We start from the raw sequence: 21,385 nt of genomic DNA, 5'->3' as shown, positions 1-21,385 counted from the left end.
TTTCGTAGCGTAAAGTCGGTCGGTTCTGTAAGATTTACGCCTTCTATCCCGTGTCTGTGAGCGCTCGCCTTGCTGCAAAATATTCGTGTTGTTCTGGTTAATACCAGCCACCCCGGCAATATCGGCGGCGCTGCGCGTGCCATGAAAAACATGGGCTTGTCGCGCCTGGTGCTGGTCGATCCGCTGGACTTCCCGTCCCACGAGGCCGATGCCCGTGCGTCGGGTGCCGATGATGTGCTTGCCGGTGTGCAGGTGGTCGCCACCTTGGAAGAGGCGCTGGTCGGTTGCAACCTGGTGTTCGGCACCAGTGCCCGCGAGCGGCGCATCCCCTGGCCGTTGGTCGATCCGCGCGAATGCGGTAGCAAGGTTATCGAGCACGCTGCCCAAGGCGAGGAAATTGCCTTGGTGTTCGGCCGTGAGTACGCCGGTCTGACCAACGAAGAGCTGCAGCGTTGCCACTTCCATGTGCATATCCCGTCCAACCCGGATTTCAGTTCGTTGAATCTGGCGGCTGCCGTGCAGGTGCTGGCCTACGAAGTGCGCATGGCTTGGTTGGCCGCCGAGGGCCAGCCTTCAAAGGTCGAGAAATTCGAAGTGACGTCGGTGCGCAGTAGCGAGCTGGCGACCATGGATGAGATGGAGCTGTTCTATCAGCACCTGGAAAAGACTTTGGTCGATATCGGCTTTCTCGACCCGGAGAAGCCCAAGCACTTGATGCCGCGCCTGCGTCGCTTGTATGGGCGTAGCTCGGTCAATCGTTCGGAAATGAGTATTTTGCGCGGCATTCTCACGGAGACCCAGAAAGTGGCCCGTGGCGAGCCGCATAAGCGCAAGGATCAGTAAATGTTCGAGCGTCTGCATGAAGATATTCAGAGCGTTTTCCACCGTGACCCGGCGGCGCGCAATGCCTTTGAAGTGCTGACCTGTTACCCGGGCATGCATGCGATCTGGCTGCATCGGGCTGCGCATGCGCTGTGGAAGCGTGACTGGAAATGGCTGGCGCGACTGGTATCGAACTTCGGACGCTGGATGACCGGTATCGAGATTCACCCGGGGGCCAAGGTCGGGCGGCGCTTTTTCATCGACCACGGCATGGGCATTGTGATCGGTGAAACCGCCGAGATCGGTGATGATGTCACCTTGTACCAAGGGGTGACCCTGGGCGGTACCAGCTGGAATAAAGGCAAGCGTCACCCGACCCTGGAAGATGGCGTGGTGGTGGGGGCTGGGGCCAAGGTGCTGGGGCCATTCACTGTCGGCGCCGGTGCCAAGATAGGCTCTAACGCTGTGGTCACCAAGGCGGTGCCGGCGGGTGCTACGGCAGTTGGCATTCCAGGGCGGATCATCATCAAGACCGACGCCGAGGTTGAAGCCAAGCGTAAGGCGATGGCGGAGAAGATCGGTTTTGACGCCTACGGGGTGAGTGAGGACATGCCGGACCCGGTAGCGCGCGCCATTGGTCAGTTGCTCGACCACTTGCAGGCGGTCGATGGGCGTCTTGAAGGTATGTGCGGAGCGCTGAAGAACCTTGGCAGTGACTACTGCGCCAAGGACCTGCCGGCATTGCGCGAAGAGGACTTTGCCCAGATCAAGGATCAGGCCCGAAGCGACGCCTCGACGCATTGACAGATGGGGCGTGCGCAGACGCCCCTTAGTTTGCTATCATTCGGCCGCCGTCCAACGGTAAACCCGACTAAAGCACTAGGTCTTATAGTTGACTTAAATGCTCGGGAATAGCATACTCGCTCCCATCCTGAAACCCCGTGGTACCTACTAGCCATGCGACTGACTACAAAAGGCCGATACGCCGTGACCGCCATGCTCGACCTGGCGTTGCACGCGCAGCATGGGCCGGTGTCTCTGGCCGACATTTCCGAACGCCAAGGCATCTCCCTATCTTATCTGGAGCAGCTATTTGCAAAGCTGCGCCGCAGCAGCCTGGTTTCCAGTGTGCGCGGCCCTGGCGGTGGCTATCAGCTATCGCGAAGCATGGAGAGCATTCAGGTTGCCCAGGTCATCGACGCGGTTAATGAATCGGTCGACGCAACACGCTGCCAGGGGCTGGGTGATTGCCATTCCGGCGATACCTGCCTGACACACCACTTGTGGTGTGACCTGAGCCAGCAGATTCACGAGTTTCTCAGCGGCATCAGCCTGGCTGACCTTGTTACTCGCCGTGAAGTACAAGAAGTCGCCCAGCGTCAGGACCTGCGTCGTATCGCAGGCCGGGCACCGCAGCTGGACAAGATTGAGACGTCCGCCGTCGAATGACCGTTTCGACGCGCGACGCGACCGCCTGATAGGAGATATTCAATGAAGTTGCCGATCTACCTCGATTACTCCGCGACCACACCGGTCGACCCTCGCGTTGCTCAAAAAATGAGCGACTGCCTGTTGGTCGACGGAAACTTCGGTAACCCGGCGTCGCGCTCCCACGTCTTTGGCTGGAAGGCCGAAGAAGCGGTCGAGAACGCCCGCCGCCAGGTCGCTGACCTGGTCAACGCCGACCCGCGGGAAATTGTCTGGACCAGTGGTGCCACTGAATCCGACAACCTGGCAATCAAGGGCGTCGCGCACTTCTACGGCACCAAGGGCAAGCACCTGATCACCTCCAAGATCGAGCACAAGGCTGTCCTGGACAGCACGCGCCAGCTGGAGCGTGAAGGCTTCGAAGTGACCTACATCGAGCCAGGCGCCGATGGTCTGATCACCCCGGCCATGATCGAAGCTGCCCTGCGTGATGACACCATTCTGGTGTCGATCATGCACGTCAACAACGAAATCGGCACTATCAACGACATCGCCGCTATCGGCGAGCTGACTCGCGCACGCGGTGTCATGTTCCACGTTGACGCCGCGCAGTCGACCGGCAAGGTTGAAATCGACCTGCAAAAGCTGAAAGTCGACCTGATGTCGTTCTCCGCTCACAAAACCTACGGCCCTAAAGGTATCGGCGCGCTGTACGTCAGCCGCAAACCTCGTGTGCGCCTGGAAGCCACCATGCACGGCGGCGGTCACGAGCGCGGCATGCGTTCGGGCACCCTGGCAACTCACCAGATCGTTGGCATGGGTGAAGCGTTCGCCATTGCCAAAGAGCTGATGGCCAGCGAAAACGTGCGCATCAAGGCCCTGAGCGACCGCTTCTACAAGCAGGTCGAAGGCCTGGAAGAGCTGTACATCAACGGCAGCATGACTGCGCGTATCCCGCACAACCTGAACCTGAGCTTCAACTACGTCGAAGGCGAGTCGCTGATCATGGCGCTCAAAGACCTGGCCGTTTCGTCCGGCTCGGCCTGTACTTCGGCTTCGCTCGAGCCGTCCTACGTGCTGCGCGCCCTGGGCCGCAACGACGAACTGGCACACAGCTCGATCCGCTTTACCTTCGGTCGCTTCACCACCGAAGAAGAAATCGACTACGCCGCGCAGAAGGTTTGCGAGGCCGTGACCAAGCTGCGCGAGTTGTCGCCGCTGTGGGATATGTACAAAGACGGCGTCGACATCTCCAAGATTGAGTGGGCTGCGCACTAAGTAGTCGCCGGCAAGAGCGGCTCTCTGATGAGGAAGGAATTGCACCATGGCATACAGTGAAAAGGTCATCGACCACTACGAAAACCCGCGTAACGTCGGCAAGATGAATGCCGAAGACCCGGATGTCGGCACCGGCATGGTCGGCGCTCCTGCGTGCGGCGACGTAATGCGTCTGCAAATCAAGGTCAATGAGCAGGGTGTCATCGAAGACGCCAAGTTCAAGACCTACGGCTGTGGTTCGGCCATCGCTTCGAGCTCCCTGGCCACTGAGTGGATGAAGGGCAAGACGCTGGATGAAGCCGAAACCATCAAGAACACCCAGCTGGCCGAAGAACTGGCGTTGCCGCCAGTGAAGATCCACTGCTCGGTACTCGCCGAAGACGCCATCAAGGCGGCTGTTCGCGATTACAAGCAGAAGAAAGGTTTGCTCTAAGTTCGCCTGTTGCAGGTAAGGAGTCTCGATGGCTATCAGCATGACAGAAGCCGCCGCCAACCACGTGCGGCGCTCCCTTGATGGACGCGGCAAAGGCGTGGGTATTCGCCTTGGCGTACGCACCACCGGCTGCTCGGGCCTGGCCTATGTGCTGGAATTCGTCGATGAGCTGGCAGACGAAGACCAGGTTTTCGAAAGTCACGGCCAGCGGGTCATCATCGATCCGAAGAGCCTGACGTACCTCGACGGCACCGAACTGGATTTCGTCAAGGAAGGGTTGAACGAAGGCTTCAAGTTCAACAACCCCAACGTGCGCGGTGAGTGTGGCTGCGGCGAAAGCTTCAACGTTTGAGGCTGCGCGTGGGTACTCCTTGTCATTTCGCCCTGTTTGACCTGCAACCTGGCTTCCGCCTGGACCTCGACAAGTTGGCCGTTCGCTACCGCGAGCTGGCCCGCGAGGTCCATCCGGATCGCTTCGCCGATGCCTCCGAACGTGAACAGCGCCTGGCGCTGGAGCGTTCGGCTGCACTGAACGAGGCCTACCAGACTCTCAAGAGCGCGCCCCGGCGTGCCCGCTACCTGTTGGCGATCGGCGGTCATGAAGTGCCGCAGGAAGTCACCGTCCACGATCCCGAGTTCCTGTTGCAGCAGATGCAATTGCGCGAAGAACTCGAAGACCTGCAGGACAGTGCCGACCTCGATGGCGTCGCCACCTTCAAGCGTCGCTTGAAGGCCGCTCAGGAAGCGCTCAACGAGGACTTCGCCGCCTGCTGGGATGATGCTGCGCAGCGTGAACAGGCCGAGCGCCTGATGCGCCGCATGCAGTTTCTCGACAAGCTCGCCTATGAAGTGCGCCAGCTGGAAGAGCGCCTCGACGATTAACTCGGCGCTGCCGTTGGCGGCGCCCCTGGTATTCAGATAAGCATGGCCCTACTGCAGATTGCCGAACCCGGTCAGAGTCCTCAGCCGCACCAGCGCCGCCTGGCGGTGGGGATTGACCTTGGTACCACCAACTCCCTGGTTGCCGCCTTGCGCAGCGGCCGTAGCGAGCCCCTGCCTGACGCCCAAGGTCGGGTCATCCTGCCTTCGGCAGTGCGCTATCACGCTGACCACATCGATGTCGGTCAGCAGGCGCGCGATGCTGCTTCCAGCGATCCGCTCAATACCGTGTTGTCGGTCAAGCGCTTTATGGGTCGTGGTCTGGCCGACGTCAAGCAGCTGGGTGAGCAACTGCCTTACCGCTTTGTCGGCGGCGAGTCGCACATGCCGTTCATCGACACCGTCCAGGGTCCGAAGAGCCCGGTGGAAGTCTCGGCTGACATCCTCAAGGTTTTGCGCCAGCGTGCGGAAGAAACCCTGGGTGGCGAGCTGGTCGGTGCGGTCATCACAGTGCCTGCCTATTTCGATGACGCCCAGCGTCAGGCCACCAAAGATGCCGCGCGTCTGGCTGGCCTGAACGTATTGCGCCTGCTCAATGAGCCGACTGCGGCCGCAGTGGCCTACGGTCTGGACCAGAACGCCGAAGGCGTAGTGGCCATCTATGACCTGGGTGGCGGTACGTTTGATATTTCGATCCTGCGCCTGACCGGCGGTGTGTTCGAAGTGCTGGCAACCGGTGGCGATACCGCGTTGGGTGGCGACGATTTCGACCATGCCATCGCCAGCTGGATCGTACAGTCCGCCGGGCTGTCGTCCGACCTCGACCCCAGTGCTCAGCGTCGCCTGTTGGAAACCGCTTGTGCAGCCAAGGAAGCCCTGACCGGCGCCGATGCTGTGACGGTGAGCTACGAAGGTTGGCAAGCCGAGCTGACTCGTGCCGCCTTCGATGCGCTGATCGAGCCGATGATCGCCCGCAGCCTCAAAGCCTGCCGCCGCGCCGTGCGCGACAGCGGCATTGAGCTGGAAGAGGTGAGTGCGGTGGTGATGGTCGGTGGTTCGACCCGAGTGCCCCGCGTGCGCAGCGCTGTTGGTGAGCTGTTCGGTCGTCAACCGCTGACGGATATCGACCCGGACCAGGTGGTTGCCATTGGTGCTGCAATCCAGGCCGATACCCTGGCCGGTAACCGCCGCGATGGTGGCGAGTTGCTGCTGCTGGACGTGATTCCGCTGTCCCTGGGGCTGGAGACCATGGGCGGGCTGATGGAGAAGGTGATTCCGCGCAACACCACCATCCCGGTTGCCCGTGCCCAGGAGTTCACCACCTACAAAGACGGCCAGTCGGCGATGATGATTCACGTGCTGCAAGGTGAGCGTGAACTGATCAGTGACTGCCGCTCGCTGGCGCGCTTCGAACTGCGTGGCATTCCGGCGATGGTGGCCGGTGCGGCGAAAATTCGCGTGACGTTCCAGGTCGACGCCGATGGCTTGCTCAGCGTTTCGGCGCGGGAGTTGGGCTCGGGCGTCGAGTCGAGCATCCAGGTCAAGCCTTCCTACGGCCTGACCGACGGCGAAATTGCCCGCATGCTCAAGGATTCTTTCGAGCATGCCGGTTTCGACAAGGTGGCGCGTCAGTTGCGCGAGCACCAAGTGGATGCCGAGCGCCTGCTTGAAGCGGTGCAAGGCGCGCTGGATGCCGATGGCGAGCGCCTGCTGGATGCCGAAGAGCGTCTGGCCATAGAACAACAGATGCAAGACTTGCGTGATTTGATCAACGGCACCGATGGCGCCGCCATCGAGCAGCAGACCAAGCGTCTGTCGCAGGTGACCGATGCCTTTGCCGCCCGTCGCCTTGATTCGACGGTAAAAGCCGCGTTGGCCGGGCGCAACCTGAATGAGATCGAGGAATAACTGATGCCGCAGGTGATTTTTCTGCCCCACGAGAAGTTCTGTCCGGACGGTATGGTCGTAGAGGCCGAGACCGGTACCTCCCTTCTCGAAGTGGCCCACGACAACCATATCGAGATTGAAAGCGCCTGCGGCGGCGTTTGTGCCTGCACCACGTGCCACTGCGTCATTCGTGAAGGGTTCAATTCGCTCAACGAAGCCGACGAGCTGGAAGAGGACTACCTCGACCGCGCCTGGGGCCTGGAGCCTACCTCGCGCCTGACCTGCCAGGCCAAGGTCGGGACCGAAGACATCACCGTCGAGATTCCCAAGTACTCCCTCAACCACGCCGCCGAAGCGCCGCATTGATCTGGAGCTGACATGAGCCTGAAATGGGTTGATGTACTTGAAATTGCAATTCAGCTTGCCGAAAGCAAGCCGGAAGTCGATCCTCGTTATGTGAATTTCGTCGATCTGCACCAGTGGGTGCTGGCCTTGCCGGAATTCAGTGACGATCCGCAACGTGGTGGCGAGAAGGTTCTCGAAGCCATCCAGGCGGCCTGGATCGAAGAAGCCGACTGAGCGCGCTCAGCAGGTTAGGCAATCCCCCAGAACCCGCGTATAATTCGCGGGTTTAATTTTTCGCTTCACTCAACGTTTCTGGAGTTTCACCATGGCTGTTCAACGTACTTTCTCCATCATCAAGCCTGACGCCGTTGCCAAGAACGTGATCGGCAAGATCACCACTCGCTTCGAAGACGCCGGCCTGAAAATCGTTGCCTCGAAAATCAAGCAACTGTCCAAAGCCGAAGCTGAAGGCTTCTACGCTGAGCACAGCGCTCGTGGTTTCTTCGGCGACCTGGTTGCCTTCATGACTTCCGGTCCAGTAGTTGTTCAGGTTCTGGAAGGCGAAAACGCTATCGCTCTGAACCGTGAGCTGATGGGCGCTACCAACCCTAAAGAAGCTGCTCCAGGCACCATCCGCGCTGACTTCGCTGAATCCATCGACGCCAACGCTGTTCACGGTTCGGACTCCGAAGCCGCTGCTGCTCGCGAAATCGCTTACTTCTTCGCAGCTACCGAGGTAACCACTCGCTAAGCGAAAGCTTACGGGTGAGGGTGAATCCATGACGACATCGACTGGCAAAACTAACCTGTTGGGGCTAACCCAGCCGGAAATGGAAAAATTCTTCGACTCAATCGGGGAGAAGCGTTTCCGTGCCGGTCAGGTAATGAAATGGATTCACCACTTTGGCGTCGATGATTTCGACGCCATGACCAACGTCGGCAAGGCCTTGCGCGAAAAGCTCAAGGAAGTTGCCGAGGTTCGCGGTCCGGAAGTGGTCAGCGAGGACATCTCCAGCGACGGTACCCGCAAGTGGGTCGTGCGTGTGGCGTCCGGCAGCTGCGTCGAGACCGTGTACATCCCCCAGGGCAAGCGTGGCACCTTGTGTGTCTCATCTCAGGCCGGTTGCGCCCTGGACTGCAGTTTCTGCTCCACCGGCAAGCAAGGTTTCAATAGCAACCTCACCGCCGCCGAAGTCATCGGCCAGGTGTGGATTGCCAACAAGTCGTTCGGCACCGTACCGGCAAAAATCGACCGTGCCATCACCAACGTGGTGATGATGGGCATGGGCGAGCCGCTGCTGAACTTCGACAACGTAGTCGCCGCCATGCACCTGATGATGGACGACCTCGGCTACGGTATTTCCAAGCGCCGGGTGACGTTGTCCACCTCCGGCGTGGTCCCGATGATCGAAGAGCTGGCCAAGCACATCGACGTCTCCCTGGCCCTGTCGCTGCACGCGCCGAACGATGCGCTGCGCAACGAACTGGTGCCGATCAACAAAAAGTACCCGCTCAAGGTTCTGCTCGAAGCGTGCATGAACTACATGTCGCAACTGGGCGAAAAGCGTGTACTGACCATTGAGTACACCTTGCTCAAGGACGTCAACGACAAGCTCGAACACGCCGTGGAAATGGCCGAGCTGCTCAAGAACGTACCGTGCAAGATCAACCTGATTCCGTTCAACCCGTTCCCGCATTCCGGTTACGAGCGGCCGAGCAACAACGCCATCCGCCGTTTCCAGGACCACTTGCATCATGCCGGCTACAACGTGACGGTGCGCACCACCCGTGGTGAAGACATCGATGCGGCCTGTGGCCAGTTGGTTGGGCAGGTGATGGACCGCACCCGCCGCAGCGAGCGCTACATCGCCGTGCGTCAGTTGAACGCCGACGGCGACCTGCAAGACAGCGCCGTTCGCAACTGAAGAGAGGAACTCCATGACCTTGCGCGTCGCGCTGTCGATCCTGTCGCTCGCCCTGCTTGCAGGCTGCGTGTCCAGCGGGAGTCCGGACACGCTGACGAGTCGCGAGGGTCGAGCGCAGGCCGGTCAGGCCTACGTTCAGTTGGGGTTGGGATATTTGCAACAAGGTTTGACCGAACAAGCCAAAGCGCCTCTGAAAAAGGCGCTTGATCTCGATAGCCAGGACGCCGCTGCAAACGGTGCCCTGGCTTTGGTGTATCAGGCCGAAGACGAGCCGGAGCTGGCCCAGAAGCACTATCAAAAGGCCCTGGCCAGTCGCCCGGACGACACACGAGTCCGTAACAATTACGGCAGTTTCCTTTATGCTCAGGGGCAATACGCGCTGGCGCAGCAGATGTTTGCCCAAGCCGCAGCCGATACCCTGTATCCTGAGCGTTCACGGGTATTCGAGAGCCTTGGCCTGACGGCCTTGCGGCTTGGTCAGCGCGATCAGGCCCAGGAGTATCTGGTAAAAGCGTTACGGCTCAACCAGCAGCAACCACGCGCGTTGCTGGAAATGGCTGAGTTGTCTTACGAAGACAGGCATTATGTGCCGGCCCGAGACTACTACGATCGTTTCAGCCAGCTGAGCGACCACAGTGCCCGCAGCTTGTTGCTGGGCAGTCGCCTGGCCAGCGTCTTCGATGAACGGAACATGGCCAAGGAGTTGGGCCTGCAATTACAACGACTTTATCCCGGTACGCCGGAATATCAGCAATACCTGTCGGAGCAATGATGAAAGCGGCGCATCCCGAAGTAGCAGCAGCGACTCGCGAGAATCCAGGTGAAACTCTGCGTCAGGCCCGAGAGAACAGGGGCTGGTCGCAGGCCGAAGTGGCTCACAAGTTGAACCTCACCGTGAGTTCCCTGAACAACCTTGAAACCGGCGCCTTCGACAAGCTGCCAGGGCACACCTTTGCCCGTGGCTACATCCGCGCCTACGCCAAACTGCTGGATATGGACCAGGCTGTCCTGGTGCAAGCCTTCGACCAGTGCACGGGGACCGACGCCCAGGGCAGCGATGTGCACGCGCTGGGGCGTATCGAAGAGCCGGTACGTCTGTCGCACAATATTCTGCGTGTGGTCAGCCTGTTGCTGTTGGTCGTGGTGATCGGCGGTGGTTTCTTCTGGTGGCAGGATCAAAGCAGCCAGCGCAGCAAAGACCTGGTCAACATGGCCCTGGAGCACGTCGAGGTCGAAAGCGCCGACGGCACCACCCAGATCCATCCACTGGACGAGCCGGAAGACCAGGCGGTCAACGCTGCGCAGCAAGCACAGACCACACCGCTGACGCTGGATCCAGCCCCGGCGACCACGGAATCCGCTGAAACCGCACCTGCGCCACAGGCGCCAGAGAGCACTGCAGTTGCTCCTGCCGTACCTGCAGCCACCGCGGTAGCGCCTGTCGCACCGGTTGCCGCAGTGCCAGCACCAGCGCCAACACCTGCTCCGGTCGTGCCTGCCGCTCCGGTGGTCGCCGCTGCTACCCCAGCCGCTACCCCGGCCCCTGTAGCATCGGCTCCGGCTCCAGCCGGCAGTGCCAAGCTGCATGTGCAATTCACTGCCGATTGCTGGACTTCGGTCACTGACGGCAACGGCAAGGTGCTGTTCAGCGCTATCAAGCGCAAGGGCGACAGCCTGGACCTGACCGGCAAACCGCCGTTTGCAGTACGCCTGGGCTTTGCCCGGGGTGCGCAGGTCAGCTACAACGGCCAGCCTGTTGACGTTGCGCCGTTCACCAGTGGCGAGACTGCTCGCCTGAAGTTGGGACAATAAGTCATGCACGGCGAATCACCGATCAAACGTCGCGAATCGCGAAAAATCTGGGTAGGTAATGTACCTGTCGGCGGCGATGCCCCCATCGCCGTCCAGAGCATGACCAACACCGACACCAATGACGTTGCTGCCACCGTGGCGCAAATCAATCGCCTGGTAGATGCTGGCGTCGATATTGTCCGTGTCTCGGTACCGGACATGGACGCCGCAGAGGCCTTCGGCCGCATCAAGCAGCAGGTCAGCGTGCCGTTGGTCGCCGACATTCACTTCGACTACCGCATCGCCCTGCGCGTGGCTGAACTGGGTGTTGATTGCCTGCGTATCAACCCGGGCAACATCGGCCGTGAAGATCGCGTCAAGGCAGTGGTTGATGCTGCGCGCGACCGCGGTATTCCGATCCGCATCGGCGTCAACGCCGGTTCCCTGGAAAAAGACCTGCAGAAAAAATACGGCGAGCCTACTCCAGCCGCATTGGTCGAGTCGGCCATGCGTCATGTCGAGCACCTCGACCGCCTGGATTTCCAGGACTTCAAGGTCAGCGTCAAGGCCTCCGACGTGTTCATGGCCGTCGAAGCCTACCGCCTGTTGGCCAAACAGATCGTTCAGCCGCTGCACCTGGGCATCACCGAAGCCGGTGGTCTGCGTTCGGGCACGGTGAAATCCGCTGTCGGCCTCGGTATGCTGCTCGCCGAAGGAATTGGCGATACTATTCGCATTTCCCTGGCGGCTGATCCGGTTGAGGAAGTCAAAGTCGGTTACGACATCCTCAAGTCCCTGCACCTGCGTTCGCGTGGCATCAACTTCATCGCCTGCCCGAGCTGCTCGCGGCAGAACTTCGATGTGGTGAAAACCATGAACGAGCTGGAAGGGCGCCTGGAAGACTTGCTGGTACCGATGGACGTGGCCGTGATTGGCTGTGTGGTCAACGGTCCTGGTGAAGCCAAGGAAGCCCATGTCGGGCTGACCGGTGGTACGCCGAACCTGATCTACATCGATGGCAAGCCGTCGCAGAAGCTGACCAATGACAACCTGGTCGATGAGCTGGAAAGGCTCATCCGCCAGAAAGCGGCCGAAAAGGCCGAAGCCGACGCGGCGTTGATCGCCCGTGGCTGATACCCAGATTCGTAAGGACTTTTCGTGAGCAAATCGCTGCAAGCCATCCGTGGCATGAACGACCTCCTGCCCGAGCAGACTCCACTGTGGCGCTACTTCGAGAGCACCGTGGCCGGCCTGCTGGACACCTACGGCTATCGTCAGATCCGCACGCCGATCGTCGAGTTCACCGAGCTGTTCAAACGCTCGATCGGTGAAGTGACCGACATCGTCGAAAAAGAGATGTACACCTTTGCCGACCGTAACGGTGACTCCCTGACCCTGCGCCCGGAAGGCACCGCAGCCTGTGTGCGCGCTGTGCTCGAACACGGTATCACTGGCGGTGGCCAGGTGCAGAAGCTGTGGTACATCGGCCAGATGTTCCGCCACGAGCGCCCGCAGAAAGGTCGTTATCGCCAGTTCAACCAGATCGGCGTCGAAGTCTTCAACCTCGACGGCCCGGACATCGATGCCGAGCTGATCGTGCTGACCTGGCGCCTGTGGGGCCTTTTGGGCATCCGTGACGCAGTCAAGCTTGAACTCAACAGCCTGGGCACCAGCGAAGCGCGTGCTCGCTACCGTGATGCGCTGGTCGAGTTCCTCTCGGCGCGTCTGGAGCAACTGGACGAAGACAGCCAGCGTCGCCTGAAAACCAACCCGCTGCGCATCCTCGACAGTAAAGATGCCAACACCCAGGCGGTACTGGTCGGCGCGCCGAAGCTTGAAGACTACCTGGACGAAGAGTCGCGGGTGCATTTCGAAGGCCTGAAGGCCCGACTGGATGCCGCCGGTATTCCGTTCGTGATCAACACCAAGCTGGTGCGTGGTCTGGACTACTACAGCAAGACGGTGTTCGAGTGGGTCACTGACAAACTCGGCTCGCAAGGCACTGTGTGTGCCGGTGGCCGCTACGATGGCCTGGTTGAGCAAATGGGCGGCAAGCCGACCCCGGGTGTTGGTTTCGCCATGGGTATCGAGCGTCTGATTTTGCTGCTGGAAACCCTGGAACAAGTGCCGGAGTCGATCAACCGCACCGTCGACGTCTACCTGTGCGCCTTCGGCGAGCAGGCGGAGCTGGCGGGCTTGACCCTGGCCGAGCGTCTGCGTGATCGCCTGCCGAACCTGCGTTTGCAGGTCAACGCCGGTGCTGGCAGCTTCAAGAGCCAGTTCAAGAAGGCCGACAAGAGTAATGCGCTGTTCGCCTTGATCCTGGGGGACGACGAACTGGCGCAACAAGTGGTAGGTTTCAAACCCCTGCGTGGCCAGGGCGAACAACAAAACATTGCCTGGGATGCTCTGGCAGAGCACCTGGAAGCTTCCCTCGCGCAGGCGTGAAGCGGTTCAACAGCCGATTTGGTGAAAAGGAGTATTGGGGTGTCGAGTACCGATGATGAACAGCTGGCGGCATTCAAGGACTGGTGGCAGCGCAACGGCAAGCCACTGGTAACCGGCGGCCTGCTGGCACTGGTGATAGTGTTTGGCTGGCAAGCCTTCCAGAAGTACCAGGGCAACCAGTCGCAAGGCGCCTCGAACCTTTATCAGGCCCTGCTGGAAACCACCCTGACGCCAAGTGGCGAACCGGATGCTGCCAAGGTTGCTGAACTGTCCGGCAAACTCAAGAACGAGTTTGGCGGTTCTGCCTACGCCCAGTACGGCAGCCTGTTCGTGGCCAAGGTCGCGGTCGAGGCCAACAAGCTTGATGATGCTGCAGCCGAACTCAAGGCTATCGTCGACAAGCCAGCCGACGCGACCCTGGGCGAAATCGCCCGTCAGCGCCTGGCACGTGTGATGGCTGCCCAGGGCAAGGCTGAAGACGCACTGAAACTGCTCGATGGCGACGCCGATAAAGCGTTCCTGGCCAGCCGCGAAGAGCTCAAAGGTGACTTGCTGGTACAGCTGGGGCGTGCTGCTGATGCGCATGCCGCTTATGAAAAGGCCAAGGCCGCGCTGTCTGATGACGCTGCGATCGGTGGTTTGCAACTCAAGCTCGACGACCTGGCCAAAGGGGATGCGTGACGTGATCGGTTGGAAACATGCAGCAGTGCTGACCCTGGCCCTTCTGGCCGTGGGTTGCAGCAGCAATAGCAAAAAGGAATTGCCACCGGCCGAGCTGACCAAGTTCACCGAGGAAGTGGTCCTGAAGAAGCAGTGGAGCCGTTCGATCGGTGACGGTCAGGGCGAATCCTTCAATATGCTGGTCCCGGCGATCGAGAATGATCGTATCTACGCTGCCGATGTAACCGGCATCGTAATGGCCATGGATCGCAACAACGGTGACGTGGCCTGGAAAAAGGACCTTGAACTGCCTGTTTCCGGCGCGGTAGGTGTCGGTTATGGCCTGGTCATGCTCGGCACCCTGCGTGGCGATGTGATCGCGCTGGATGCCAGCACTGGTGAAGAGCGCTGGCGCTCGCGGGTGACCAGTGAAGTACTGGCGCCGCCTGCCAGCAACGGTGACGTTGTGGTCGTGCAAACCCAGGACGACCGCGTGATTGGCCTGGACGCCAGCACCGGTGATCGCCGCTGGATCTACGAAAGCACTCCGGCAGTACTGACCCTGCGCGGTACCGGTGCGCCAATCGTGACCAACCATCTGGCGGTCGCGGGCCTGTCCACTGGTAAAGTCGTCGCACTCGATACCCGTAACGGTGTGCCGGTGTGGGAACAGCGTGTCGCTATTCCGCAAGGCCGCTCTGAGCTTGACCGTGTTGTCGACATCGACGGTGGCCTGCTGCTGTCTGGCGGTACCCTGTACGTGACCAGCTATCAGGGGCGCGTTGCCGGCCTTGATCTGGAAAGCGGCCGGGTGCTGTGGCAGCGCGATGCCTCCAGCTACAACGGTGTGGCCCAGGGCTTCGGTAACGTCTACGTGAGCCTGGCTTCGGGTACCGTGGAAAGTATCGATGAGCGCTCTTCGAGTGCGCTGTGGACCAACGATTCGCTGGCCCGTCGTCAGCTGTCGGCGCCGGAAGTGTTCTCCAGCTACGTAGCGGTGGGTGACCTGGAAGGCTACCTGCACCTGCTCAGCCAGGTTGATGGTCGCTTCGTCGGTCGTGAGCGTATCGATAGCGATGGCCTGCGTGCCCGTCCGCTGGTGGTGGGTGACACCATCTATGTGTACGGCAACAGCGGCAAGCTCGAGGCGCTGACCATCCGCTGAGGCTATGCTTGAGGCCGTACAGGCCTCGGGCTGCGGCACTTTGGGTGCCGCCCGAACTCCGGCCGCTGCAGTGCAGCGGCCTTTGTATTTTCTGAATTTATGCAATGGAGAGCCGCATGGTTCCCGTAATCGCCCTGGTGGGCCGACCGAACGTCGGTAAATCCACCATGTTCAACCGCCTGACCAAGACCCGCGATGCAATCGTCGGCGATCTGTCCGGGCTGACTCGTGACCGCCAGTACGGTGAAGCCCGCTGGCAGGGCCGCACCTACATCCTGATCGACACCGGTGGTATCACCGGCGACGAAGTGGGCATGGACGAGAAAATGGCCGAGCAATCGCTGATGGCCATCGAAGAAGCCGACTACGTGCTGTTCCTGGTCGACGCTCGCGCCGGTATGACCGCAGCCGACCAGATGATTGCCGAGCACCTGCGCAAGCGCAACAAGCAGTCGTTCCTGGTGGCCAACAAGATCGACAACATCGATCCGGACACCGCCCGCGCCGAGTTCGCGCCGATGGGCATGGGCAACGCCATTCCGGTGGCTGGCTCTCAGGGCCGCGGCATCAACGGCCTGATGGAGCTGGTGCTGGGCGAAGTCCCACGTGACAAGGAAGACGAAGCCCTCGACGAGGACGTCGCCGAAGGCGAGGAAGCCGTGCGCATTCCGGGGCCGAGCGAAAAAGATGGGATCAAGATCGCCATCATCGGTCGTCCGAACGTCGGCAAATCGACCCTGGTCAACCGCATGCTCGGCGAAGAACGTGTGGTGGTGTACGACGAGCCGGGCACCACGCGTGACAGTATCTACATCCCGTTCGAGCGTGATGAAGAGAAGTACACCCTGATTGACACCGCCGGGGTGCGCAAGCGCGGCAAGATCCACGAAGAAGTTGAAAAGTTCTCCGTAGTCAAAACCCTGCAGGCGATCAAAGACGCCAACGTGGTGATTTTCGTCATGGACGCCCGTGAAGGCGTGGTTGACCATGACCTCAACCTGCTGGGCTTCGCCCTGGAAGCCGGTCGTGCCATCGTCATCGCCCTGAACAAGTGGGACGGCATGCAGCCGAGCGAGCGCGACTATGTGAAGACCGAGCTTGAGCGCCGGTTGTTCTTCGTCGACTTCGCTGACATCCACTTCATCTCGGCGCTGCATGGCACTGGCGTGGGCAACCTGTACAAATCGGTACAGGCTTCGTTCAAGTCGGCGGTGACCCGCTGGCCGACCAGCCGCCTGACCCAGATCCTCGAAGACGCGGTCAGCGATCACCAGCCGCCGATGGTCAATGGTCGCCGGATCAAGCTGCGCTACGCCCACCTGGGTGGCGCCAACCCGCCGATCATCGTGATCCACGGTAACCAGGTCGAGAAAGTACCCAAGTCCTACTCGCGCTACCTGGAAAACACCTACCGCCGGGTACTCAAGCTGGTCGGTACGCCGATCCGTATCGAGTACAAAGGCAGTGACAACCCGTATGAAGGCAACAAGAACACCTTGACTGACCGTCAGGTCAACAAGAAGCGTCGCTTGATGTCGCACCACAAGAAAGCTGAGAAGAAGCGCAGAGACAAGCGCTGAGTGTATCGCGGGGCAAGCCCGCTCCTACAGTAGGAGCGGGCTTGCCCCGCGATCAGGCTGCGACGGTTACAACCTTTTTCCTGACCATTCAATCCGCTATGCTCGTTCCCTTGAACGCCGGATTGTTCTGCAGGAAAAGAGGGCTCCATGATCAGCAGCAAGTTGCCGAATGTCGGCACGACCATCTTTACCACCATGTCCCAACTCGCCGTGCAAACCGGCGCCTTGAACCTGTCTCAAGGGTTCCCTGATTTCAACGGCCCGCAAGCCCTGCTTGATGCGGTAGGTCGGCATGTCAGTGCCGGTCACAACCAATATTGCCCGATGACCGGCCTGCCGGCGTTGCGTCAGCAAGTGGCGAGCAAAATTGCTCGTAGCTATGGCGTCAGTGTCGATGCCGAGACAGAAATCACCATCACCCCAGGCGCTACCGAGGCGATCTTCTGCGCTATCCATGCGGTGGTTCGCAGTGGTGATGAAGTGATTGTCTTCGACCCGTGCTACGACAGCTACGAGCCTGCGGTTGAACTGGCCGGCGGGCGTTGTATGCATGTGCAGCTCACTGACGGCCAATTTGCCATCGACTGGCAGAAGCTTACCGACGCGCTAAGCCCACGTACGCGCATGATCATTCTCAACTCGCCACACAACCCCAGTGGTGCGCTGATCAGCCGCGACGACCTGGACAAGCTGGCGTTGTTGATTGCCGAGCGCGACATTTACCTGATCAGCGACGAAGTGTATGAGCACCTGGTGTTCGACGGTGTGCAGCATGCCAGTGTGCTGAGCGTTGAAGCGCTGTACCAGCGTGCCTTCGTGGTCAGTTCGTTTGGCAAGACTTACCATGTTACCGGCTGGAAAACCGGCTATGTGGTCGCGCCACCGGCCTTGAGCAGCGAGTTGCGCAAGGTCCATCAGTACGTCAACTTCTGCGGTGTGACACCGTTGCAATGGGCATTGGCCGACTTCATGGCCGAGCATCCTGAGCATGTCGAAGAGCTGCCGGGTTTTTACCAGGCCAAGCGCGACTTGTTCTGCGACCTGCTGGAAGCGTCGCGTTTCCAGTTCAGCCGAACCCGCGGCACCTACTTTCAGCTGGTCGACTACTCGGCGATTCGCCCGGACCTCAACGATGTCGAGATGTCGCTGTGGCTCACCCGTGAGCACGGCGTGGCGACCATTCCGGTGTCGGTGTTCTACCAGCAAGCCATTCCCAAACAGCGCCTGGTGCGCCTGTGTTTTGCCAAACGCGAGGAGACGCTGCGCCAGGCAGCGGAGAAGCTATGCGCGATCTGAGTGCTCTGCCTAATCTGAAAGTTGCCTTGGTCCAGACCACCTTGGCCTGGCACGACCGTCTGGCCAACTACGAGCATTTCGAAACCCTGTTGGAGCAAGCCCGAGGGGCTGACCTGATCATCCTGCCGGAGATGTTCACCACAGGCTTTTCAATGGAGTCCGAGAGCCTGGCCGAACCGGAAAACGGCCCGACCTATAAGTGGCTGAAAAGCCAGGCGAAGAAGCTCGATGCAGTGGTAACCGGCAGTGTGATTATCCAGACCGCTGATGGTAGCCACCGCAATCGCTTGCTCTGGGCCCGACCGGATGGCGAGATCCTGTTCTACGACAAGCGCCACCTGTTCCGCATGGCCGGTGAGCACAAGCACTACACCCCGGGCGAGCGTCAGGTGCAGTTCGAGGTCAAGGGCTGGCGGGTGCGCACGCTGATTTGCTATGACCTGCGTTTCCCGGTGTGGAGCCGTGACGCGCAAGACACCGACCTGTTGCTGTACACCGCCAACTGGCCAGCGGCACGTCGTCAGCACTGGAACCGTTTGTTGCCAGCTCGGGGGATTGAGAACCTGTGTTATGTGGCGGCGGTGAATCGGGTAGGTACTGATGGTAAGGGTTTCGCCTATTCGGGCGACAGCCAGGTCCTGGACTTTCAGGGCGAGAGCTTGCTGAGTGCGGGGGAGGCGGACGGGGTGTTTACCGTGGTGTTGAGCTCGGCCGATCTGGCGGCGTATCGCACGCGCTTTCCGGCTAATCTGGATGCCGATACCTTCGAACTGCATTGAACGCAATCGCGGGGCAAGCCCGCTCCTACAGCGTTTATTCCTGTAGGAGCGGGCTTGCCCCGCGATCACTCAATACACATCGCGCCGATAACGCCCCGCCTCGATCAACTGCTCGACCCGAGCAGCCCCAAGCACTTCATTGAGCACTGCATCGACACCACTGGCCATGCCTTGCAGGCTGCCGCAGATGTAGATCGACGCGCCCTCATCCAGCCAGCGACGCAATTCAACTGCCTGTTCACGCAAGCGATCCTGCACGTAGACCTTGTGTGCCTGATCGCGCGAGAAGGCCAGGTCTAACCGCGCCAGTTCACCGGTACGCACCCAGTCTTGCAGTTCATCACCACAGAGGAAGTCGTGCGCCTGGTTACGCTCGCCGAACAACAACCAGTTGCGCTGCTCACCGGCTGCGATGCGGGCTTTGAGCAGGCTGCGCAAGCCGGCCAGGCCGGTGCCGTTACCGATCAAGATCATCGGTGTTGCCGGCGCCGGCACGTGGAAGCCGCTGTTGTTGCGCAGGCGCAAGCTGACGCTGTTATCCACCGCCAGGTATTCGGTCAGCCAGCCTGAACCCAGGCCCAGGCTGCCATCGGGGTGGCGTTCCTGGCGCACAATCAGTTCCAGCACGCCATCGCTGGCGATCGAGGCAATCGAGTATTCACGCGCTGCCAGTGGAATCAGGGCATCCACCAGGGCCTGGGCGTGCAAGCCGACCAAGTGCTCGCGGCTGCTGGGCAACTGGCGGCTGCCCAGCGCTTGCAGCAGGCTCTCCTGCAGGCCGTCGACCTCGACCCGCGCTTGGCCATCCAGGCCCAGCCCGCGCAGGAACTGCTCAACACTGTGCGGGTTGTTGCGCGGCAGGATTTCCACCAGATCACCGGCCTGCCACTGCGTGGGTTGCGGCGGCGTCAGCCCCAGCAAGTAAACCGACGAGCCTTGGCTGCCGGGGTTCATCAACTGGCGCTGAGTCAGCGTCCAGTTGTCGAATACCGGTGCCTGCCACGCGGCGGGTGGCGTGCTGCCGGTCAGTTGTGCCAGTTTCTGCTGCCATAGCTGCAGGGACGCCGGGTCGGCACTGTCGACTTCCACCGGGGCGAAGGCACTGGTGGCGCCACGCTCGCCAAGCCATGCCTGCAGACGGCGGGCGAACCCACAGAACTGTGGGTACTGGCGGTCGCCCAAGGCCAACAGGGCGTAGTTGAGGTTGCTCAGCGCCCACGGTTGGCCGAGCACTTTGCGCTCGAAACCGCGCGCACTGTCGGGGGCTTCACCATCACCGAAGGTACTGACCACGAACACCGCGCGTTCAGCCTGGTGCAGATCATTTTCGGTCAGCTCGGCCAGTGGACGTACCTGCACGGGCACCCCGGCGGCCTGCAGTTGGCCAGCGGTTTGCCAGGCCAGTTGTTCGGCAAAACCGCTCTGGCTGGCGAAGCCCACCAACCAGCTGTTGCCTTGCGTTTCGGCAGGCCGCAGGTTGCTGCGCGCCGCACGTACCTGGCGTTTTTTGCGCCGACGATCGAGGTACAGCAACCAGCCGGTCACGAAGAACAGCGGCATGGTCAGGCTGGCGATGGCAAACAGAATGCGTCCGGTCAGGCCAAAATAGCTGCCCACGTGCAACGCGTAGACGCTGGCGAGCAATTGCGCCTTGAAGGACTTGTCGTCATAGCGTTCGACCTTTTTCACCTGGCCGTTGGCCGGGTCGAAGGTCAGGGTGTTGAAGGCGCGTTCGTGCGCGGCGCCTTCAAGGCGGTAGAACAACATCGCGGGCTGGCCGCCGGCTGGTGGCAGGCGCAGGTTGTAGTTGCTCATCTTCGGGCCGGCGACAGCCTGCAGGCTGGCCCACACCGCGTCATAGTCAACCACCAGCGGCTTGGCGTCTTTGCCCGGTGCGCCGCCTGGGCGCCCGCGGCCTTCACCACGCTTGTGCTGTTCGCCTGCCGCCGGGGCATCGGCGAGCAGTTTGTTCAGGCCTTCGCGGTACCATTCATACGACCAGAACAGGCCGGTGAGGGCGAACAGCAGGTAGAACAGCAGGCACCAGGTACCGAACACGGCATGCAGATCCCAGTTGAACGCGCGGCCTTTCCGGGCCCAGTCCAGGGTCAGCCAGGTGCGCCAGTTCAGCGCCTGGCGCGGCCAGCGCAGGTACAAGCCGGATAGGCAGAAGAAAATCAGCATCAAGGTGCAGGCACCGGTGATCTGTCGGCCAGTGTCGCCCATGGCCAGGAAACGGTGCAGTTGCAGCATTAGGTCGAAGAAGGCCTGACCGCTGACCTCGCCCTGGAGTTTGCCGGTATAGGGGTCGGCGTAGCGCATCAAGCCGCGGCGCTCGCCGGGCGGTGGGGTGAAGAACACGCGTGCGGCCGTGTCGCCTTCAGAGGCCACCGACAGCATCGCCACCTTGTCACCTTGCTCGGCTTCGATCCGGCGCACCAGTTCGGGCATTGGCAACACGCCTTCCTGGCGTACCTCGACCTTGAGCACGTCGGGGTTGAACAGGCGCAGCAGTTCATCCTGGAACGCCCAGATTGCCCCGGTAACTCCCATCAAGGCCAGCACCAGGCCGGCAGTGATGCCGAAGAACCAGTGCAGTTGAAACAGGGATTTCTTCAGCACATCTATCACCTTGTCTTGCTGCAAATGCGAATGCGACGCGTATTATG

At 60.7% G+C, this 21,385-nt stretch carries 22 protein-coding genes; 21 read left to right on the top strand and 1 reads right to left on the bottom strand.

The genetic code is table 11. The features are described 5' to 3' along the window. Positions 1 to 69 precede the first annotated feature (69 nt). The 21 genes from trmJ (at position 70) to ACP6KB_RS22620 (ending at position 18,716) form a co-directional block, all read left to right on the top strand. Positions 70 to 843, top strand: coding sequence for a tRNA (cytosine(32)/uridine(32)-2'-O)-methyltransferase TrmJ (gene trmJ, locus ACP6KB_RS22720; RefSeq protein WP_442109507.1), 774 nt, complete (start codon positions 70 to 72; stop codon positions 841 to 843). Next, positions 844 to 1,626: a serine O-acetyltransferase gene (gene cysE, locus ACP6KB_RS22715; RefSeq protein ID WP_442109505.1), complete on the top strand. Its 783-nt coding sequence runs from the start codon at positions 844 to 846 to the stop codon at positions 1,624 to 1,626. 153 nt (positions 1,627 to 1,779) lie between these two features. Next, positions 1,780 to 2,271, top strand: coding sequence for a Fe-S cluster assembly transcriptional regulator IscR (iscR, locus tag ACP6KB_RS22710; RefSeq protein WP_133216612.1), 492 nt, complete (start codon positions 1,780 to 1,782; stop codon positions 2,269 to 2,271). 42 nt (positions 2,272 to 2,313) lie between these two features. Then, the gene (locus ACP6KB_RS22705) at positions 2,314 to 3,528 is read left to right on the top strand and encodes an IscS subfamily cysteine desulfurase (RefSeq protein ID WP_442109503.1); all 1,215 of its coding nucleotides are present in this window, start codon (positions 2,314 to 2,316) and stop codon (positions 3,526 to 3,528) included. 46 nt (positions 3,529 to 3,574) lie between these two features. Continuing rightward, on the top strand, positions 3,575 to 3,961 hold the full coding sequence (iscU, locus tag ACP6KB_RS22700; RefSeq protein ID WP_002552476.1) for a Fe-S cluster assembly scaffold IscU: 387 nt from the start codon (positions 3,575 to 3,577) through the stop codon (positions 3,959 to 3,961). A 28-nt stretch (positions 3,962 to 3,989) separates the two neighbouring features. Then, positions 3,990 to 4,313 (top strand): iron-sulfur cluster assembly protein IscA, encoded by a 324-nt coding sequence (iscA, locus tag ACP6KB_RS22695; RefSeq protein WP_442109501.1) that lies wholly within the window; start codon positions 3,990 to 3,992, stop codon positions 4,311 to 4,313. A gap of 8 nt (positions 4,314 to 4,321) precedes the next feature. Beyond that, the gene (hscB, locus tag ACP6KB_RS22690) at positions 4,322 to 4,843 is read left to right on the top strand and encodes a co-chaperone HscB (RefSeq protein WP_442109499.1); all 522 of its coding nucleotides are present in this window, start codon (positions 4,322 to 4,324) and stop codon (positions 4,841 to 4,843) included. A gap of 42 nt (positions 4,844 to 4,885) precedes the next feature. Further along, on the top strand, positions 4,886 to 6,748 hold the full coding sequence (gene hscA, locus ACP6KB_RS22685) for a Fe-S protein assembly chaperone HscA (protein ID WP_442109497.1): 1,863 nt from the start codon (positions 4,886 to 4,888) through the stop codon (positions 6,746 to 6,748). A gap of 3 nt (positions 6,749 to 6,751) precedes the next feature. Then, positions 6,752 to 7,093: an ISC system 2Fe-2S type ferredoxin gene (gene fdx / locus ACP6KB_RS22680; protein WP_442109495.1), complete on the top strand. Its 342-nt coding sequence runs from the start codon at positions 6,752 to 6,754 to the stop codon at positions 7,091 to 7,093. Between the two features lie 12 nt (positions 7,094 to 7,105). Continuing rightward, positions 7,106 to 7,306 carry a Fe-S cluster assembly protein IscX gene (gene iscX, locus ACP6KB_RS22675; protein ID WP_028942766.1) on the top strand — a complete coding sequence of 67 codons (201 nt, stop codon included), beginning with the start codon at positions 7,106 to 7,108 and terminating at the stop codon, positions 7,304 to 7,306. Between the two features lie 91 nt (positions 7,307 to 7,397). Beyond that, positions 7,398 to 7,823, top strand: coding sequence for a nucleoside-diphosphate kinase (ndk, locus tag ACP6KB_RS22670; protein ID WP_128322646.1), 426 nt, complete (start codon positions 7,398 to 7,400; stop codon positions 7,821 to 7,823). Between the two features lie 28 nt (positions 7,824 to 7,851). Continuing rightward, positions 7,852 to 8,997, top strand: coding sequence for a 23S rRNA (adenine(2503)-C(2))-methyltransferase RlmN (gene rlmN / locus ACP6KB_RS22665; RefSeq protein WP_133216619.1), 1,146 nt, complete (start codon positions 7,852 to 7,854; stop codon positions 8,995 to 8,997). Between the two features lie 13 nt (positions 8,998 to 9,010). Further along, positions 9,011 to 9,769 (top strand): type IV pilus biogenesis/stability protein PilW, encoded by a 759-nt coding sequence (gene pilW / locus ACP6KB_RS22660; RefSeq protein WP_442109492.1) that lies wholly within the window; start codon positions 9,011 to 9,013, stop codon positions 9,767 to 9,769. Further along, positions 9,769 to 10,809 (top strand): RodZ domain-containing protein, encoded by a 1,041-nt coding sequence (locus tag ACP6KB_RS22655; protein WP_442109490.1) that lies wholly within the window; start codon positions 9,769 to 9,771, stop codon positions 10,807 to 10,809. The genes pilW and ACP6KB_RS22655 overlap by 1 nt, the downstream gene beginning before the upstream one ends. 3 nt (positions 10,810 to 10,812) lie before the next feature. Beyond that, positions 10,813 to 11,922, top strand: coding sequence for a flavodoxin-dependent (E)-4-hydroxy-3-methylbut-2-enyl-diphosphate synthase (ispG, locus tag ACP6KB_RS22650; RefSeq protein WP_442109488.1), 1,110 nt, complete (start codon positions 10,813 to 10,815; stop codon positions 11,920 to 11,922). 24 nt (positions 11,923 to 11,946) lie between these two features. Further along, the gene (gene hisS / locus ACP6KB_RS22645) at positions 11,947 to 13,236 is read left to right on the top strand and encodes a histidine--tRNA ligase (protein ID WP_442109486.1); all 1,290 of its coding nucleotides are present in this window, start codon (positions 11,947 to 11,949) and stop codon (positions 13,234 to 13,236) included. Between the two features lie 39 nt (positions 13,237 to 13,275). Continuing rightward, positions 13,276 to 13,917, top strand: coding sequence for a YfgM family protein (locus tag ACP6KB_RS22640; RefSeq protein WP_442109484.1), 642 nt, complete (start codon positions 13,276 to 13,278; stop codon positions 13,915 to 13,917). A 1-nt stretch (position 13,918) separates the two neighbouring features. Continuing rightward, positions 13,919 to 15,061 (top strand): outer membrane protein assembly factor BamB, encoded by a 1,143-nt coding sequence (gene bamB / locus ACP6KB_RS22635; RefSeq protein WP_442114363.1) that lies wholly within the window; start codon positions 13,919 to 13,921, stop codon positions 15,059 to 15,061. Between the two features lie 116 nt (positions 15,062 to 15,177). After that, positions 15,178 to 16,641 carry a ribosome biogenesis GTPase Der gene (gene der, locus ACP6KB_RS22630; protein WP_442109482.1) on the top strand — a complete coding sequence of 488 codons (1,464 nt, stop codon included), beginning with the start codon at positions 15,178 to 15,180 and terminating at the stop codon, positions 16,639 to 16,641. A 147-nt stretch (positions 16,642 to 16,788) separates the two neighbouring features. Continuing rightward, positions 16,789 to 17,937: a pyridoxal phosphate-dependent aminotransferase gene (locus ACP6KB_RS22625; RefSeq protein ID WP_442109481.1), complete on the top strand. Its 1,149-nt coding sequence runs from the start codon at positions 16,789 to 16,791 to the stop codon at positions 17,935 to 17,937. After that, positions 17,925 to 18,716 (top strand): amidohydrolase, encoded by a 792-nt coding sequence (locus tag ACP6KB_RS22620; protein WP_442109480.1) that lies wholly within the window; start codon positions 17,925 to 17,927, stop codon positions 18,714 to 18,716. Before ACP6KB_RS22625 ends, ACP6KB_RS22620 begins: the two co-directional genes overlap by 13 nt. A 69-nt stretch (positions 18,717 to 18,785) precedes the next feature. Here the strand turns inward: ACP6KB_RS22620 and ACP6KB_RS22615 are convergent, their stop codons facing one another. Beyond that, entirely contained in the window at positions 18,786 to 21,338 is a 2,553-nt protein-coding gene (locus tag ACP6KB_RS22615) for a PepSY domain-containing protein (RefSeq protein ID WP_442109479.1), read from the bottom strand. Positions 21,339 to 21,385: the final 47 nt, after the last annotated feature.

It is taken from the genome of Pseudomonas sp. NUPR-001, from assembly GCF_052147955.1.
Taxonomy (GTDB): domain Bacteria; phylum Pseudomonadota; class Gammaproteobacteria; order Pseudomonadales; family Pseudomonadaceae; genus Aquipseudomonas.
Note: the sequence above shows the minus strand (reverse complement) of the source record. Positions and strands in the feature narration are given on the sequence as shown.

Bases quoted from the DNA above. Each gene is read 5' to 3' on its own strand.
- cysE (WP_442109505.1), top strand. From the start codon at position 844: ATGTTCGAGCGTCTGCATGAAGATATTCAGAGCGTTTTCCACCGTGAC.
- iscR (WP_133216612.1), top strand. From the start codon at position 1,780: ATGCGACTGACTACAAAAGGCCGATACGCCGTGACCGCCATGCTCGAC.
- ACP6KB_RS22705 (WP_442109503.1), top strand. From the start codon at position 2,314: ATGAAGTTGCCGATCTACCTCGATTACTCCGCGACCACACCGGTCGAC.
- iscU (WP_002552476.1), top strand. From the start codon at position 3,575: ATGGCATACAGTGAAAAGGTCATCGACCACTACGAAAACCCGCGTAAC.
- iscA (WP_442109501.1), top strand. From the start codon at position 3,990: ATGGCTATCAGCATGACAGAAGCCGCCGCCAACCACGTGCGGCGCTCC.
- hscA (WP_442109497.1), top strand. From the start codon at position 4,886: ATGGCCCTACTGCAGATTGCCGAACCCGGTCAGAGTCCTCAGCCGCAC.
- fdx (WP_442109495.1), top strand. From the start codon at position 6,752: ATGCCGCAGGTGATTTTTCTGCCCCACGAGAAGTTCTGTCCGGACGGT.
- iscX (WP_028942766.1), top strand. From the start codon at position 7,106: ATGAGCCTGAAATGGGTTGATGTACTTGAAATTGCAATTCAGCTTGCC.
- ndk (WP_128322646.1), top strand. From the start codon at position 7,398: ATGGCTGTTCAACGTACTTTCTCCATCATCAAGCCTGACGCCGTTGCC.
- rlmN (WP_133216619.1), top strand. From the start codon at position 7,852: ATGACGACATCGACTGGCAAAACTAACCTGTTGGGGCTAACCCAGCCG.
- pilW (WP_442109492.1), top strand. From the start codon at position 9,011: ATGACCTTGCGCGTCGCGCTGTCGATCCTGTCGCTCGCCCTGCTTGCA.
- ACP6KB_RS22655 (WP_442109490.1), top strand. From the start codon at position 9,769: ATGAAAGCGGCGCATCCCGAAGTAGCAGCAGCGACTCGCGAGAATCCA.
- ispG (WP_442109488.1), top strand. From the start codon at position 10,813: ATGCACGGCGAATCACCGATCAAACGTCGCGAATCGCGAAAAATCTGG.
- der (WP_442109482.1), top strand. From the start codon at position 15,178: ATGGTTCCCGTAATCGCCCTGGTGGGCCGACCGAACGTCGGTAAATCC.
- ACP6KB_RS22625 (WP_442109481.1), top strand. From the start codon at position 16,789: ATGATCAGCAGCAAGTTGCCGAATGTCGGCACGACCATCTTTACCACC.
- ACP6KB_RS22620 (WP_442109480.1), top strand. From the start codon at position 17,925: ATGCGCGATCTGAGTGCTCTGCCTAATCTGAAAGTTGCCTTGGTCCAG.